Raw genomic sequence first — 15,754 nt, 5'->3', positions numbered from 1 at the left:
TGATCAGCCCCGGTTCTGTGCGTGCTGGTAGCCGAAACGCCCTATGCGAAGGTCGCCCTGGGTCACCGGGTCGTCGTGCGGCGAGGTGACTTTGACGATCTCATTGTCCTGTACTTGCGGAGCCGGGTTGCGGCCCACTCCGCGGTACGCGCAGACCGTGGTGTTCCCGGTCTGCGCCGACTGGTCCCAGGTACCCGCCGCGCGCATGTGGACTCCGACATGAACGACGGGCTCCAGGGATGACTGTGGAAATGGTGGCGCCAAATATTGTCTACAGTATGTAGTTGCGCCCTACAAGGGGGCGGCGCCGACCGTTCATCGCGTCATGCATACCGTTCACCGCATACGGTCGACCCGGCTTCTTCCGGCCCCCCGGCGTCCTTCCCTACCGTGCGGATCATGAGCCCACCGGTCGCACGCCCGGGATGGAGCCGCTGGCTCGTTCCGCCCGCTGCCCTCTCCGTCCATCTCGCCATCGGCCAGGCCTACGCCTGGAGCGTCTTCAAGCCACCTCTCGAATCCGCCCTGCACCTGGACGGCACCGAGAGCGCGCTGCCCTTCCAGTGCGCCATCGTCATGCTCGGCCTGTCGGCGGCGTTCGGCGGCACGCTCGTCGAGCGGCGGGGACCGCGCTGGGCCATGACCGTGGCCCTCCTCTGCTTCTCCTCGGGCTTCCTGATCTCCGCGCTGGGCGCGTGGACCGGCCAGTTCTGGCTGATCGTCCTCGGCTACGGCGTCGTCGGCGGGATCGGCCTCGGCATCGGCTACATCTCGCCCGTCTCCACCCTGATCAAGTGGTTCCCGGACCGGCCCGGCATGGCCGCCGGCATCGCGATCATGGGGTTCGGCGGCGGCGCGCTCATCGCCTCGCCCTGGTCGGCGCAGATGCTGGAGTCGTTCGGCGCCGGCCGCACCGGAATCGCGCTGGCGTTCGTCGTCCACGGGCTCTCGTACGCGGTCTTCATGTCGCTCGGCGTGCTCCTGGTGCGGGTCCCGCGCACCGAGAAGCCCGTCGCCGGGGCCCCGAGCACCGTCTCCGGCGCGCAGGTCTCGGCCCGCAGCGCCGTGCGCACCCCGCAGTTCTGGTGCCTGTGGCTGGTGCTCTGCACCAACGTGACCGCCGGCATCGGCATCCTGGAGAAGGCCGCCCCGATGATCACGGACTTCTTCGCCGGCTCCACCACCCCCGTGTCGGCCTCCGCGGCGGCCGGATTCGTCGCCCTGCTCTCGGCGGCGAACATGGCGGGCCGCATCGGCTGGTCCTCCACCTCCGACCTGATCGGACGCAAGAACGTCTACCGCGTCTACTTGGGCGTCGGCGCCCTGATGTACCTGCTGATCGCGCTGTTCGGAGACGGCTCCAAGCCGCTGTTCGTGCTGTGCGCGCTGGTGATCCTCTCCTTCTACGGCGGCGGCTTCGCCACCGTCCCCGCCTATCTGAAGGACCTCTTCGGCACCTACCAGGTCGGCGCGATCCACGGCCGGCTGCTCACCGCCTGGTCCACGGCCGGCGTGCTCGGCCCGCTGATCGTCAACTGGATCGCCGACCGCCAGGAGGCCGCCGGCCGGCACGGCTCCTCCCTCTACGGCCTGTCCTTCGCCATCATGATCGGGCTGCTCGTCGTCGGCTTCGCCGCCAACGAGTTCATCCGGCCCGTCCACCCCCGCCACCACGTCCCCGCGCCCAGGAAGGACGCCGATGTCGCACGACAGCAGACCGAGTCCGCCTGACCCCGCCGCCCCCGGGGCAGCGGGTCCCGGGGCGGGCACGCCCACGGCCCTGATCGCCGTCGCCTGGCTGTGGGTGGGCGCGCCCCTCGCGTACGGTCTGTACGAGCTCGTGCAGAAGGCGACGCAGTTGTTCACGGGCTGAGCGGTCGCCGCAGGTGTGTGCCCCGCGTCCGAGGGTCTGCTCGGACGTCCGAGGGCCTGACGGAAGCCGACAAGCCGGGCGCCCGATTCCTGTGGCATCACCTGCCGCCCTACCCGCGAGTCACTGATCAGACTGGTGGATCCCGCTACCCACGGCATCGAGGGGGACCACCCAATGAACGGCTCGCGCATCGCCGCCGTCGGCCATTACCAGCCCGCCAGAGTGCTCACCAACGAGGACCTGGCGGGCCTCGTCGACACCAGCGACGCATGGATCACGTCCCGGGTGGGCATCCGGACGCGCCACATCGCCGGCCCGGACGAGCCGGTCGACGAACTGGCCGCGCACGCCGCCGCCAAGGCACTCGCGGCGGCGGGCCTCACCCCCGGCGACATCGACCTGGTGCTGGTCGCCACCTCCACCGCCGTCGACCGCTCCCCGAACACCGCCGCCCGCGTCGCGGCCCGGCTCGGCGTGCCCCGGCCGGCCGCGATGGACGTCAACGTCGTCTGCGCCGGTTTCACCCACGCCCTGGCCACCGCGGACCACACCGTGCGCGCCGGGGCCGCGACCCGGGCCCTGGTCGTCGGCGCCGACAAGATGTCCGAGGTGACCGACTGGACCGACCGGACCACCTGCGTGCTCGTCGGCGACGGGGCGGGGGCCGCCGTGGTGGAGGCCTGCGCGCCGGGGGAGGAGCCCGGCATCGGACCGGTGCTGTGGGGCTCGGTGCCGGAGATGGGGCACGCGGTACGGATCGAGGGCACACCGCCGCGGTTCGCGCAGGAGGGGCAGAGCGTCTACCGCTGGGCCACCACCCAGCTGCCGCCGCTGGCCCGGCGGGCCTGCGAACGGGCCGGCCTCGCGCCCGCGGACCTCGCCGCCGTCGTGCTGCACCAGGCCAACCTGCGGATCATCGAGCCGCTGGCCGAGAAGCTCGGCGCCGTGAACGCCGTGGTCGCCCGGGACGTCTCCGAGTCCGGCAACACCTCCGCCGCCAGCATCCCGCTGGCCTTCTCCAAGCTCATCGAGCGGGGCGCCCTGTCCACGGGCGACCCGGTGCTGCTGTTCGGCTTCGGCGGCAACCTGTCGTACGCGGGGCAGGTCGTGCGCTGCCCGTGAGGCGGCGGCAGGTCGTGCGCTGTGTCTCAGCCGGCGGCAGGTCGTGCGCTGCCTTTCGGTCGACGGCGGGCCGTGCGCCGCCCGTGAAGTGAGGCGGCGGCACACCCGCGCGCCCCTTGAGCCGCCGACAGGAGGGCCGGGAAGGCTGTCACATGTCGGCGTGATACGGCCGACATTCGCTTCCCTCGGCCCCGGCGCGCCGTAGACTGTAGACGAAAGACAATCGATACGGGCTACCCGTGACCTGGCTTCCCGCCTGCTGTCCGCGGCCCGGCCGAGAAGGGGGACCGCGATGTTGTCGACCGGACTGCCGCAGGGAGCGGTGCCCAAGCTCGAACGGCCCGGACCGCTGCGCGACCGCGTCTACGAGGCACTGCTCGAACTCATCACCACCCGCGCCCTCCAGCCCGGCCAGCACCTCGTCGAGAGCGAACTCGCCGGGCACCTCGGCGTCTCCCGGCAGCCGGTACGCGAGGCGCTTCAGCGTCTGAACACCGAGGGGTGGGTCGATCTGCGCCCCGCGCAGGGCGCGTTCGTGCACGAGCCGACGGAGGAAGAGGCCGACCAGCTGCTGACCGTGCGCACGCTGCTGGAGGCGGAGGCCGCCCGGCTCGCCGCCGCGCACGCGGACGGCGCCGGGATCGAGGCGCTGGAGGAGCTGCTGGCCCAGGGCATGGCGGCCGTCGCCTCCGACGACGTGGACACCGCCGTGGCCCTGAACGCCCGCTTCCACGCGAAGATCATGGAGCTGGCCGGCAACGCCGTCCTCGCCGAACTCGCCGCGCAGGTCGACCGCCGGGTGCGCTGGTACTACACGCCCGTGGCCCGGCAGCGCGGAAACCAGTCCTGGATCGAGCACCGCGACCTGATCGCCGCGATCGCCGGGCACGACGAGCAACTGGCCACCCGGCTCATGCGCGAGCACACCGAGCACACCCGCCGGTCGTACCACGAGCGGCCGAAGGCCTGAGCTCCGTCCGCGTCCTCGAGCCGGTCGACGCCCGCCGCCCGGTGCGGCACGAGGCGGCCCTCCCCGCACCGGGGAGGGCCGCCTCCCGCGCGCGGGACGGCGTTCAGCCCACGGTCGGCGGCGCCGGAGCCGCCGCCTCCTGCCCGGTCCGCCCCGGCTGGCGCAGCAGCAGCGCGAGCGCCGCCGCCACCATCGACACGCCGCCCGCCAGGGCGTACGCGCCGTTGTAGCCCCACGCCGCGACGACCATGGATCCCAGGCCGCCGCCGAACAGACCGCTGACCAGCTTGCCGCTGTACACCAGCCCGTAGTTGGTGGCGTTGTAGTTCTCGCCGAAATAGTCCGGGGTCAGCGCGGCGAATATCGGGTAGAAGGCTCCTCCGCCGAATCCGGAGAGGAAGGCGAAGAACAGGAACAGCCACTCGCTCTTCACGTCGCCGGCCCAGATGACACCGAACTGGGCCAGACCCAGGACCACGATGACGAACACCAGGGTCGTCTTGCGGCCCCACAGGTCCGACAGCCAGCCCACCACGGCGCGGCCCACGCCGTTGACGACGGCCATCACGCCCATCGACGAGGCCGCGACCAGCGGGCCGAAGCCGATCTGCTTGGCGAAGTCGACCTGGAAGGAGATCCCGAAGATCGACACACCGGCGGTCATGACGATGCTGACCCACATCAGCGGCAGCATGCCCGTCCTGATGGCCTCCTTGGGTGTGAACTGCCGGACGGCGGGCGGGTTCTTGGCGAGGCTCGCGGCGCTCTTGCCGGTGCCGGAGTGCGCGAGCGGGTCGACGTGGGCCGGCCACCAGTTCTTCGGCGGGTCCTTGAAGAAGAACGCGCAGACCGCGACCACGACCAGCACGTACACGCCGATCAGGTCGAGCACCTCGTTGTAGTTCCCGGTGTCGAAGGCGTAGTTGAAGATGAAGATGAACGGCAGCGAGCCGTAGGCGAAGCCGCCGTTGACGAAGCCGGTCTTGGCTCCGCGCCGCTCCGGGAACCACTTGCCGACCATGTTGATGGAAGTGGCGTAGATCAGCCCGGAGCCGAGACCGCCCACCACGCCGAAGCCGACGATGGCCAGCAGGACGTTGTCGAGGTGGGACAGGGCCAGGAAGCCGAGCAGGCACATGGCCGCGCCGGCGTACATGGCGCGGCGCGCGGTGAGGATGCCCCGCTCGCGCAGCCAGCCGGCCGGGAAGGCGACGCCCGCCTGGAAGAACACCCAGACGCTGAGGATCCAGAAGGTGTTGCTCTGGGTCCACCCGTGCGCCTTGGACAGGGTGTCCTCCGCGGAACCGTAGGCGTACTCCGAGACGCTGATGGCCATCATCGCTATCCACGGCAGGTACACCATGAACTTGCGTGAATGACCCAGGATGTCGCGGTCCGTCTCGCCGACGCGGTAGACCCGCCCCCGGGAGTCGGTCACTTCGCGGTATGCGGGGCTCGCCGCGCCGGGATCGGCCGGCGTGTTCCGTGTTGCCATGGGATCAGCCGTCATGTCGGGCCATCTCCTCGCCGAGTGGGTGGGGATCGGGGACGGTGCGCCGGGCACGGGGACGGCCCGGAGCCTTGAGGAACAGCGCCGGAACGGCGCGGGCGAGCGAGACGCGGCCCGCCGGGGCGAACACTCGGTGGGGGTTGGGGCGCCGGCCGGTGCGGCGACGGCCAGAGGGAGGGTCGGGGAGGAGGCGAGCGGGCCGTACGCGCTCGCGCGGCGGTTCTCGCCGAAGCGGTCGGCGCTCTCGCCGACCCGGTACACGCGGCCCGTGCGGTCCCTCACCTCCCTGCACGGCCCTCTCGACACATTGCATACAGTCGACGGATACTGTATGAGGCTTGTTTATCCCGCATCCGGTGGCCGGTGTCCAGGGGGCGTGCGGCATTTTTCCGGGGGTCCGGGGCTGCCTGCGGAGTCTCACCGTGCACGCCCCGACACCCGCGGTGAGGCTCCGCGGGGGTGTGTCCGACCGCCCCCGCGCCCGCCCCATGGCACGGATACGCAGGTGAAAGGCATGCCGAAATCTTGGTATTGTTGTCCTCGTCGCCGCGGGGAGCACCCCGGCCGGGCGGCGCACACCTGGTCCGGGTGGCGGAATGGCAGACGCGCTAGCTTGAGGTGCTAGTGCCCTTTATCGGGCGTGGGGGTTCAAGTCCCCCCTCGGACACCAGCATTGAAATACGGAGACAAGGGCCTCGACCTAACCGTCGAGGCCCTTGTCTATGGTTGGCCCCATGAGCCGTTGGAAAGAGTTGACCGGGGGGACGTCCGGGCAGGACTACGCGGCACGGTTCGCGGCCCTCGCCCGGAGCGGCAAGGACATGCACGGCGAGGCGCGGTTCTGCGCGGCGCTCGTGCCTGCCGGAGCGCGGATACTGGACGCCGGGTGCGGTACCGGGCGGGTCATGATCCGGCTCGCGGAACTCGGGTACGACTGCGTCGGTGTGGACCTCGACGCGTCGATGCTGGCGGTGGCGCGGGAGCAGGCGCCGGGCCTGCCCTGGTACCAGGCGGACCTGACCGGGTTCGAGCCGGACGTCCTCGGCATCGCGGCGGACTTCGATCTCGTGGTCGCCGCCGGCAACATCTTCCCGCTGCTCGCCGCCGGCACCGAGGCCAGGGTGGTCGAGCGCCTCACCGCGGCCCTGCGCCCGGGCGGTCTGATGGTCGCCGGCTTCGGCCTGGACGAAGCCCATCTGCCCGTGCCGCCCGGCATCACCCTGCCGGAGTACGACGAGTGCTGCACCGCGGCCGGCCTCACTCTCGTCGACCGCTTCGCCACCTGGGACGCCGACCCGTACGACGGCGGCGGCTATGCCGTCAGCGTCCACCGCCGGTGAGGATCTCCACGACATTCGCGGGCCGACCGTGGCGCGTCATCGACCCGCTTCGGGCACCCGCGGGGGGAAAGCCTACGGCTGACGCACCGTCGGGAAAGACCAGGTCCGTCGGTCGGCGGGAGAACGCCGGCCAGGCCCTGGTGGACGGGTGGCCTGTTCCAAGGAGAGCCGGACCGCCTCTTCAGGTGCCGGCAGCCCGTACGGCGGACATGGGGCAGATCGAACATCCGCAGCGCGTCCATGCGGCGCAACAGCACCGCCATCAGTAGCGCGGGCCGCGCCTACGGCCTCGACCCGGCCCCCGGTGGTCGCCGCGGCAGTTCCATGCGGAGCAGCGAGCCGCCCGGCCCCTCGGACACGACGGCGAGGACTCCGCCGTGACGCTCGACGACGGCCCGCACGATGGCCAGGCCGAGGCCGGTGCCGGGGCGCCCCGAGGACTGCGGCCGGCCGCTGCCGTCGTCGGCCCGCGACCGGGCGAAACCGATGCCGGCGTCCTCCACCTCGACGACGGCACCGTCGCGGGTCGCCCGGCAGCGCAGGGCGACGGCGTCCCCCTCCGCGGTGAACTTCACGGCGTTCTCCACCAGGGCGTCGAGGGCCGCCTCGAGCCGGGACTCGTCGCCGTCGACCAGGACGGACGGCGCGTCCAGGAGCCAGTTCCGGTCCGACGCCGGCCGCCACCGCTGGGCCGTCCGCCGCAGGAGCGAGCCGAGGTCGACGGGGCCCCAGTCGAACTCGGTGGACTCGTAGGCGTCGGCCAGTGCGAGGAGGCGCCCGGAGAGGCGGCCGAGCTTGTCCAGCTCGTCCAGCACGACGTCGAGGTCCTCCTTGCTCTGCGGGCTCGGCAGCTCGTTCTGGACCATCTCCGCGTAGCAGCGGGCCACCGTGATCGGCGTACGCATCTCGTGCGAACAGGTGCGGACGAACAGCTCCTTGAGCTCCTGGGCGCGACGCTCCCGCTCGACCAGGCTCCGGGTCTCCGCGAGGGCGGTGGCCCGCCGGCGTACGTGCCAGACCATGGCGAGGAACACCAGCGCCATCAGCGGCACCTCGGCGAGTTCGTCCCAGCCGGCGCGGCCCTCCGCGACGAACTCGCTCAGCGCCGTCCCCGTGACCAGGGTGACCACGGCCAGCACGACGGCCGTGCGTCGGGGCGACCAGCCCTGGACGCCGTAGACGATGGACATGCTGATCCACACCAGGTGGAAGGCCACGGCCTCGAGGGCGGGCACCACGAACAGCAGCAGCTGGCTGCACGCGGCGAAGAGCACCCAGCCGACGAAGACGAGACACCGCCGCTCAGCCGGCACTGAACGCGTACCCGACATTGCGCACCGTCTCGATGACCGGCCGGGGCACCTTGCCGCGGATCCGGCGGACCGTCACGTCGACCACGTTGCTCCCGGGGTCGTCGGCGTAGCCCCAGACGCTCGCGAGGAGCTCACGCCTGCTGCACACCTGTCCCGCTCGCCGCATGAGATGGCCGAGCAGCATGAACTCCCGGTGCGACAGGGGTACGTCCCTCCCGCCGAGGCTGAGGATCTGCCGCTCGAGGTCGAGGACGACCTCCCCGATCCGAAGCCACCGCTGGGACACGGTGGTCGACGTCGTACGGAGCCTGGTGCGGACCCGCTCCACCAACTCCGCCGTCGCGAAGGGCTTGCCGAGGAAGTCGATGGCCCCGATCTGCAGGCAGCGGACCCGCGTCGCGACGTCCATCATGGCGGACAGGACGAGGACCCGCTGGTCGGGCCGTTGGTCGAAGGCGCGCTGCATCACCTCGAATCCGTCGAACCCCGGCAGCATGAGGTCCAGCACGACCAGGTCGAACTCGCTGACCCGCAGGCGGCGGACGGCGTCCGGACCGGACCTCGCGCTGTCGACGAGGTGACCTTCCGCCCCGAGTGTGCGGGTGAGATACGCACACAGCCGCGCCTCGTCCTCGACGACCAACACCCGAGCCATGACGGCCCCCTCCCCCCGCGCGAGATGACAGCGTCCCCATAGCTGTCATCTGCGGTTGTCCCCGCAACCTTTGTAGGCGGCGCCCCGGCGCTGCGCAGGCGATTTCGCAAAGGTGCCGGGATCACCCCGTTTCGGGTGCTTACCGAAGCCGGATCATCGTCACGATGAGCTATTTCACTTATACGTAAGGTGATTCCGCCGGGTGTGCCGACGTCCGGCGCGGTCCGGGCCGCCGCAGCGCTGTCATGACAACTCGATGAGAGGCTCGTCATCTTCGCCCTCCCACTCGGAGGCCGGCCGGACACTTTTCGCGCGGCCCCTGTGGATCACGCCACCGGCCGACGGCGGCGACTCGTGCTCTCGTTCCCGCTGCCGCCCGCCAGGCCAAGGGGGGCCGGACCCGCACGCGACGGCGGACGGGTCGACAAGGGAGGGGAGAAGGCGTGTTCACGCGAAAATCACTGAGACCGTGGGGAAGCCGAAGACGGCGGATCGTCGCGCTGATCGGCGTCGGGGCGACGGCAGCGGCGCTGCTGGGTCTGCCGCCGTCGCCGGCGCAGGAGGCGCGGGCGGCGCAGGCGGCCGCCTCCGCCGGGCCGAGCAGCGCGACGGACGAGACGAAGGTCCCGCACTACTTCGGTCCCTGGCCGAACTGGGCCAACAGCCCGCTGACCCTGTCGAAGGCCAAGGTGGCCATCACCTCCACCGCGGTGTCGGTGGGGAACAAGCTGGCCGACCGGGCCTACGCGACCGACTACGCGACGCCGCCGGGCGAACTCGGGCCGGTCTTCGTCGTCCTGGCCGGGTCTCCGCTGCCCAAGGGGACCCTCAAGAGCTTCCGGACCTGGAACCAGGCCAAACCGGGCGGGAGCCCCACGGCGTCCGAGGGCGGCCTCTTCCACGCCTACGTCCTGCGGCCGACGGACACACCGAAGCAGTACACCGTGGTGGCCGACAGCGGTCTGAAGACGGTGCCCAAACCGGGCTCCACGGACGGGGAGGTCGCGACGTACGACGTTCCCGACGTCACCGTCCGGGCCGGTGACGTCATCGGCTTCTACGGCGAGGGCGTCCCGGTCGACACCGGAGTGTCGTCCGGCACCGACACCTTCATGTACCCCGCCGGGGTCGACAGTTCGGTCACTCCGCCGGTCAACGTGCCCCCGGCGGAGGGCGGCACGGTGACGGCCGGTTCGAAGGACTACCCGCTCTACCCGACCCAGGACCGGACGTACTCCTTCGGGGCCCAGGTGGTCCCGGCAGGGACCGGCGCCGAGGCGACGGCCACGGTGGACCCGCAGACCGGCGGCATCGCCGGCATCGAGGTCACCGCGCCGGGCCACGGCTACACCGCCGACGGGACGTCCGTCACCGTCGACGGCGGCACCACGGCGGCGGCCGCCACGGCCACCGTCCAGTCGACCGGCGGCGTGACCGCCCTCACCGTCGGCGCGGCGGGCAGCGGCTACGGCGGCTTCTCGGTCGGCATCACCGGCGGGGGCGGCAGCGGTGCCGCCGCGACGGCGTCCGGCGGGGTGGACGCGGTGACGGTCAAGGACGGCGGGTCGGGCTACACCATGCCCACGGTGGACTTCGACCTGCCCGACGACCCGAACGGCACCGTGGCCAAGGGGCATGTCGAGGCGGCGGACCTGGCCGCCGACGGCAGCGTCTCGAAGGTGACCGTGGACGACCCCGGCAGCGGCTACAGCGGCGCGCCCGGCGTCACGATCCGCAACGGGACGGCGTCCGACCCGATTCCCGGCGCGACACCGGCGACCGTCTCCAGCACCCTGAAGCTGGTGGCGCTCACCGTCGACACGATCGGCTCCGGCTACACCGGGACACCCGACGTCACCGTCACGGACCCGACGTCGAAGGGAGGATCCGGGGCCACGGCGGAGGCCGTGACGAGCGTCGGCGCGATCACCGGCGTCAAGGTCACCGACCCGGGGGCCGGGTACCTCTCGGTCGGGATGAAGAAGTTCCAGGACCAGCTCCCGACGACCTGCGACCCCAAGGCGGACGGCACGGGGTGCCCCGACGTCCCGCAGCTCAAGGATCCGTCGGCGAAGCCGTCGGACAAGTTCATCCCCCTGGCCGTGCCCGAATCCGTCACCACCAGCGGCAAGCCGGCCGACGAATACGTCATCGGTCTCGTGCAGTACCGCACCCGGTTCTCCTCGGACCTGCCGCCGACCCTGGTGCGGGGCTACGTCCAGCTCTCGACGGACGCCGTGCCCGGACGGAAGGTGCCGCTGTACAACGAGCTGATGGACGGCACCCGGCAGCAACTGCCCTACACGGGTGTGACCTCACCGCAGTGGATGGGCCCGATCATCGCCGCGACCAAGGACCGGCCGGTGCGGGTCGTGTTCCGCAACCTGCTCCCGAAGGGCGCCGAAGGCGACCTGTTCCTGCCGGTCGACAGCACCGGCATGGGCTCCGGCATGGGCCCGATGGCGATGCCCGCTCCGAAGAACGACGCCACCGTCACCGACGAGGTGCGCAACCCGGAGTGCACGAACGACAAGACCAACTGCTTCAAGGACAACCGGGCCACGCTGCACCTGCACGGCGGCATCACACCGTGGATCAGCGACGGCACCCCGCACCAGTGGATCACCCCGGCCGGCGAGAACACGGCCTGGCCGCAGGGAGTCAGCGTGCGCAACGCGCCGGACATGAAGGACGGCGGCGGGGCGGAGCTCTGCGCCGCGAAGGACGACGGCTGCTCGACGTTCTACTACACCAACCAGCAGAGCGCGCGGCTGATGTTCTACCACGACCACTCCTACGGCATCACCCGGCTGAACGTGTACGCCGGTGAGGCGGCGGGGTACACCATCACCGACGACACCGAGAAGGCGCTGGTCGACAACGGCACCATCCCCGACGCGGATTCGACGCTCCCGCTGCTCGTCCAGGACCGCACCTTCGTACCCGACGACGCGCAGCTCAAGGACCGGAAGGACGCGAACGGCAAGACGGTGTCCTACGGCCAGGACCCGACCTGGAACACCCAACGCTGGGGCACCAAGGGCAGTTTCTGGTACCACCACGTCTACATGCCTGCGCAGAACCCGGGCGACCCGTCGGGCATGAGCTCGTACGGGCGCTGGATGTACGGCCCGTGGTTCTGGCCCCCGGCCGGCGACACCAAGTACGGGCCGATCGCGAACCCGTACTACGACCCGAAGTGCAAGCTCGACGACGAGTCGACCTGGCAGTACCAGGACGCCCCCTACTGCGAGCCGGAGCAGATCCCCGGCACGCCGAACATCTCGATGGGCATGGAGCAGTTCAACGACACGCCCATCGTCAACGGGGTCGCCTATCCGAAGGTGACGCTGCAGCCGAAGACCTACCGGATGCGGCTGCTCAACGCCGCCAACGACCGGTTCTTCAACTTCCAGTGGTACACCGCCGACCCGAAGCAGGGCGACGGGACGACCGAGGTGGCGCTGAAGCCGAACGAGCTGGAGGCCGCGCAGACCGACCCCAACGTGTCGCCCACGCCGGTGGACGCCGGCAACGACGCGGCGGGCCCGGACTGGGTCCAGATCGCCAACGAGGGCGGCTTCCTGCCGGCGCCGGCCGTCATCGACGGTCAGCAGCCGACGACCTGGATCACCGACCCGACCCGCTTCGACGTCGGCAACGTGGACAAGCACTCGCTGGCCCTCGCGCCGGCCGAGCGGGCCGACGTCCTGGTGGACTTCTCGAAGTTCGCCGGCAAGACCCTCATCCTCTACAACGACGCTCCCGCGGCCTATCCGGCGCGCGTCGCGTCGTACGACTACTACACGGGCGCCCCCGACCTCAGCCCGGTCGGCGCACCCCAGGTCATGCCGGGGTACGGTCCCAACACCCGCACCGTCATGCAGGTGACCATCGCGGACACCGCCCCGGCCCCGGCGTTCGACCTGACCAGGCTGCAGGCCGCCTTCAAGCACCACGCGGACGGCTCCGGCGTCTTCGAGTCGGGCCAGAACCCGGTGATCGTCGGGCAGGCGGCCTACAACTCGGCCTACGGCACGAACTTCGCCGCCAGCAGCAACTGCAACGTCACCAGCACGACCGTGAACACCTGCGACGGTCTGGTCCGCGTGAACGACACCTCGAAGTTCAGCTTCAACACACTCAAGTCACCGGCCGCCAAGTCGACGATGCCCCTCCAACCCAAGGCCATCCACGACGAGATGAACGCGACGACGTTCGACGACTTCGGCCGCATGCAGGCCACGCTCGGCGTCGAGGCGCAACCACCCACACCGGGCGCGCAGAACGTCACGCTGTACCCGTACGTCAACCCGCAGACCGAGCTGATCGACGGCACCGATCTCCCCAAGGGGGACATGAAGGTGACGCCCATCGGATCCACCGCGGACGGGACGCAGATCTGGCGGTTCACCCACAACGGGGTGGACACGCACCCGCTGCACTTCCATCTGTACGACGTCCAGCTGCTCAACCGGGTGACCTGGGACAACATCGTCATCAAACCGGACGCCAACGAGCTGGGCTGGAAGGACACGGTGCGGATGAGCCCGCTGGAGGACACGATCGTCGCGCTGCGGCCGGTCGTGCCGACGACACCCTTCGAGGTGCCGAACTCCGTCAGACCGCTGAACCCGGCGATGCCGGACGGTGACACGTCGATGTTCAACAACGTCGATCCGCAGGGCAACCCGACGGCGGCCATCACGAACAAGCTGGTGAACTTCGGCTGGGAGTACGTCATCCACTGTCACATCCTCAGCCACGAGGAGATGGACATGATGCGTCCCGAGTCGCTGGCGCTGCCGCCGTTGAAGGCGAGCGGGCTCACGTCCACGGTCGTGGGCAACGGCTCCAAGTCCCGCAACCAGTTGCAGTGGCAGGACAACTCGATCAACGAGACGTCCTTCGTCGTCCAGCGCTCGACGGACGGCACCACCTGGGCCGACGTCGGCACGGTCGACTCCCCGCTGAACCAGCCGAACACCCACGGGAGCCGCACCTTCGTCGACCCGACGGGTTCCGTGAAGACGTCGTACGTCTACCGGATCGCCGCGCTCAACACGGTCGGATACGGAAGCGAGTTCCCGAGCATGACGGTGAAGTCCGTCTCGGACCCGCTCCAGGTGACCGTGGCGCTGCGCGGGGCGGTGAAGGGGAAGGATCCCGCACGGCTCTGAGTGACCTGCGCCGGGCATCCCGCCGCCTGCCGGCGGCGGGATGCCCGGTTGGTGCGTCAGAAGGTCAGCCGCCGTGGACGGCGGTGACGAGGTCGGGCAGGAGCTTCGCCGCGTTCGGCGTGCCCAGCCCGGTGACGGGATCCCATCCTGAGGTGGCCGGGTAGCCCGGGACCGAGGTCTCGGCGGTGTTGTTGCCCACGGTGACGTCGTTGAAGTCCGCCCCGTAGGTGGCCGGGTCCGAGGCGAGCTTGTACAGAGCCGGGTTGATCAGGCCGAGTCCACCGTGGTTGATCTGGTCGGCGATGGCGACCAGGCCCGCCCACTCGGGACATGCCAGCGACGTGCCGCCGATGTCGTACCAGCCCGTGCTGCACGGCGCGCCGCCGCACTTCAGCCCGCCCTGACCGTCGGGCGGGAGGGACAGGTACACCAGCGCTCCCGTCGACGGGCTCGCCTGCAGGGAGATGTCCGGAACGCCGCGCATCGCGCCGATGGAGGTGCTGCCGGCCGGCAGCGCGCCCGACTGGTAGTCCGGCTTGGCGAAGACGCTGCTGTAGCCGCCGCCCGAGCCGATCCAGCCGATCTCCGACTGCCCGGGGGCCTTCTGGCAGACCCCCGGCGGGGAGACGCTGTCGACGACCCTGCCGCTGGTGGCAGTCGGGTCGGTGCACAGGTACGTGCCGCCGACTCCGGTGACCAGCGGGTCGGACGCGGGCCACTCGACGGCGGGGTCGGAGAGCGTCGAGCCGCCCTGGCCCACCGGCGTCTTGACCGAGCCGGCGCTTCCGTCGTCACCCGACGAGCCGAGGACGGTGACACCGTTCTGTGCCGCTTCCTTGTACGCGTAGCGCAGGTTCTCGAGCGACTGGGCGGTGTGGAAGGCGCCCTCCGCGGAGGCGAACGACTGGGAGACGACGGTCGCGAGGTGGTGCTCGACGACGTACTGCTCGGCAGCCATCATCTGGGGGAAGCCCTGTACCCCGAGGGTCTCGGCGGTGGGCGTGCTGACCAGCAGGATATTGGCGCCGGGTGCCATGGCGTGGGCGGTCTCGACGTCGAGAGCCACCTCCAGCGCCCACGCGCTCTTGTCCTCCTGCCCGGGGGAGTTGCTCGTGGACGGAGGTGCCTTGGTGGCGGGGGAGCCCTGCAGATGAAGCTCGCTGAAGGTCGGCATGCCGGGCGCGCAGGCGACGCCCTCTTCCCCGCACATGGATGCGATGCCGAATGCCTTGTCGAAGACGTGCAGGTCGTGGGCCATGGTGTCGCTGCCGTAGGAGTCGACGATCGCGATCGTCTGACCGCGGCCGTCGTTTCCGGCCGAGTGCAGCGGGCCCACGTTGTAGGCGGCCTGGATGGCCTGGGGGGTGAAGCAGCGCCGTCCCACCGACGCGCACTGGGACTGGGTCGGCGGGGTCTGGCTGTTCGTCAACTGCGTGTAGTCGGCGACGGTTGGCCGGACGAGTGGATAGGTTGCCTGGTGGGCAGCGCTCGTCGCGGGTACGGTGCCCGTCGCTGCGAGGCCGAGTGTGCCCACCCCCGCGAGCAGCCACCGTCTGATGGTGTGTGCCATCAGAGTCCTTCCTTCAGATGGAAAGGGGACTTGCGTGTCCGGCCCCTCAGGTGGGGGGTGGTGGCACAGGGGGCGGCGGACGGGGCGAGGCTATCCCTCGCGGTCGCCGGGCCGATAGGTTCGTCCTGTCAACAACGATCAAAGAAATGGCGCCCCTGGTCAGGGGGCGCCGAGTCGGGCCGAGACGTCACTTCACCCTGCGGCCGCGGGATCACACGTCC

General features: G+C 70.6%; 10 protein-coding genes, 1 tRNA gene and 1 pseudogene. 7 read left to right on the top strand and 5 right to left on the bottom strand.

The annotated features are described in order from the left end of the window. Nucleotides 1-3: 3 nt before the first annotated feature. A pseudogene (locus ACIPM1_RS19975) lies at nucleotides 4-207 on the bottom strand (Fe-S-binding domain-containing protein); the annotation flags it as partial. Nucleotides 208-399: 192 nt separating this feature from the next. On the opposite strand from ACIPM1_RS19975, the gene ACIPM1_RS19970 reads away from it, so the two are divergent. The 4 genes from ACIPM1_RS19970 (at nucleotide 400) to ACIPM1_RS19955 (ending at nucleotide 3,965) form a co-directional block, all read left to right on the top strand. Further along, nucleotides 400-1,731, top strand: coding sequence for an OFA family MFS transporter (locus ACIPM1_RS19970; RefSeq protein WP_402436400.1), 1,332 nt, complete (start codon nucleotides 400-402; stop codon nucleotides 1,729-1,731). Then, entirely contained in the window at nucleotides 1,700-1,873 is a 174-nt protein-coding gene (locus ACIPM1_RS19965) for a hypothetical protein (RefSeq protein ID WP_402436397.1), read from the top strand. The genes ACIPM1_RS19970 and ACIPM1_RS19965 overlap by 32 nt, the downstream gene beginning before the upstream one ends. 174 nt (nucleotides 1,874-2,047) lie before the next feature. Continuing rightward, on the top strand, nucleotides 2,048-2,995 hold the full coding sequence (locus tag ACIPM1_RS19960; RefSeq protein WP_402436394.1) for a beta-ketoacyl-ACP synthase III: 948 nt from the start codon (nucleotides 2,048-2,050) through the stop codon (nucleotides 2,993-2,995). 292 nt (nucleotides 2,996-3,287) lie between these two features. Then, the gene (locus tag ACIPM1_RS19955) at nucleotides 3,288-3,965 is read left to right on the top strand and encodes a GntR family transcriptional regulator (protein WP_402436391.1); all 678 of its coding nucleotides are present in this window, start codon (nucleotides 3,288-3,290) and stop codon (nucleotides 3,963-3,965) included. 103 nt (nucleotides 3,966-4,068) lie between these two features. Here ACIPM1_RS19955 and ACIPM1_RS19950 read toward each other — a convergent pair whose 3' ends face one another. Continuing rightward, a complete protein-coding gene (locus ACIPM1_RS19950; protein ID WP_402436388.1) occupies nucleotides 4,069-5,475 on the bottom strand; it encodes an OFA family MFS transporter in 1,407 nt (468 codons plus the stop codon). 582 nt (nucleotides 5,476-6,057) lie between these two features. Here ACIPM1_RS19950 and ACIPM1_RS19945 point away from each other — a divergent pair. After that, nucleotides 6,058-6,145 (top strand) — tRNA-Leu (locus ACIPM1_RS19945). 64 nt (nucleotides 6,146-6,209) lie between these two features. After that, the gene (locus ACIPM1_RS19940) at nucleotides 6,210-6,815 is read left to right on the top strand and encodes a class I SAM-dependent methyltransferase (protein ID WP_402436385.1); all 606 of its coding nucleotides are present in this window, start codon (nucleotides 6,210-6,212) and stop codon (nucleotides 6,813-6,815) included. A gap of 281 nt (nucleotides 6,816-7,096) precedes the next feature. On the opposite strand, the gene ACIPM1_RS19935 is transcribed toward ACIPM1_RS19940, so the two are convergent. Continuing rightward, entirely contained in the window at nucleotides 7,097-8,128 is a 1,032-nt protein-coding gene (locus ACIPM1_RS19935) for a sensor histidine kinase (RefSeq protein ID WP_402436382.1), read from the bottom strand. Beyond that, nucleotides 8,118-8,783 carry a response regulator transcription factor gene (locus tag ACIPM1_RS19930; RefSeq protein WP_402436378.1) on the bottom strand — a complete coding sequence of 222 codons (666 nt, stop codon included), beginning with the start codon at nucleotides 8,781-8,783 and terminating at the stop codon, nucleotides 8,118-8,120. The genes ACIPM1_RS19935 and ACIPM1_RS19930 overlap by 11 nt, the downstream gene beginning before the upstream one ends. 443 nt (nucleotides 8,784-9,226) lie before the next feature. Between ACIPM1_RS19930 and ACIPM1_RS19925 the strand changes: the two genes are divergently transcribed. After that, nucleotides 9,227-13,963 carry a multicopper oxidase domain-containing protein gene (locus ACIPM1_RS19925; protein ID WP_402436375.1) on the top strand — a complete coding sequence of 1,579 codons (4,737 nt, stop codon included), beginning with the start codon at nucleotides 9,227-9,229 and terminating at the stop codon, nucleotides 13,961-13,963. Nucleotides 13,964-14,027: 64 nt separating this feature from the next. Here the strand turns inward: ACIPM1_RS19925 and ACIPM1_RS19920 are convergent, their stop codons facing one another. After that, on the bottom strand, nucleotides 14,028-15,533 hold the full coding sequence (locus ACIPM1_RS19920; protein ID WP_402436372.1) for a hypothetical protein: 1,506 nt from the start codon (nucleotides 15,531-15,533) through the stop codon (nucleotides 14,028-14,030). Between the last annotated feature and the right edge of the window lie 221 nt (nucleotides 15,534-15,754).

This window comes from Streptomyces sp. NPDC086766, from assembly GCF_044746005.1.
GTDB lineage: Bacteria > Actinomycetota > Actinomycetes > Streptomycetales > Streptomycetaceae > Streptomyces.
This window is presented reverse-complemented; position numbering and strand designations above follow the sequence as displayed.

Coding starts and splice junctions, on each gene's coding strand:
- ACIPM1_RS19950 (WP_402436388.1), bottom strand. CDS start 5,475: ATGACGGCTGATCCCATGGCAACACGGAACACGCCGGCCGATCCCGGC.
- ACIPM1_RS19970 (WP_402436400.1), top strand. CDS start 400: ATGAGCCCACCGGTCGCACGCCCGGGATGGAGCCGCTGGCTCGTTCCG.
- ACIPM1_RS19940 (WP_402436385.1), top strand. CDS start 6,210: ATGAGCCGTTGGAAAGAGTTGACCGGGGGGACGTCCGGGCAGGACTAC.
- ACIPM1_RS19955 (WP_402436391.1), top strand. CDS start 3,288: ATGTTGTCGACCGGACTGCCGCAGGGAGCGGTGCCCAAGCTCGAACGG.
- ACIPM1_RS19965 (WP_402436397.1), top strand. CDS start 1,700: ATGTCGCACGACAGCAGACCGAGTCCGCCTGACCCCGCCGCCCCCGGG.
- ACIPM1_RS19920 (WP_402436372.1), bottom strand. CDS start 15,533: ATGGCACACACCATCAGACGGTGGCTGCTCGCGGGGGTGGGCACACTC.
- ACIPM1_RS19930 (WP_402436378.1), bottom strand. CDS start 8,783: ATGGCTCGGGTGTTGGTCGTCGAGGACGAGGCGCGGCTGTGTGCGTAT.
- ACIPM1_RS19960 (WP_402436394.1), top strand. CDS start 2,048: ATGAACGGCTCGCGCATCGCCGCCGTCGGCCATTACCAGCCCGCCAGA.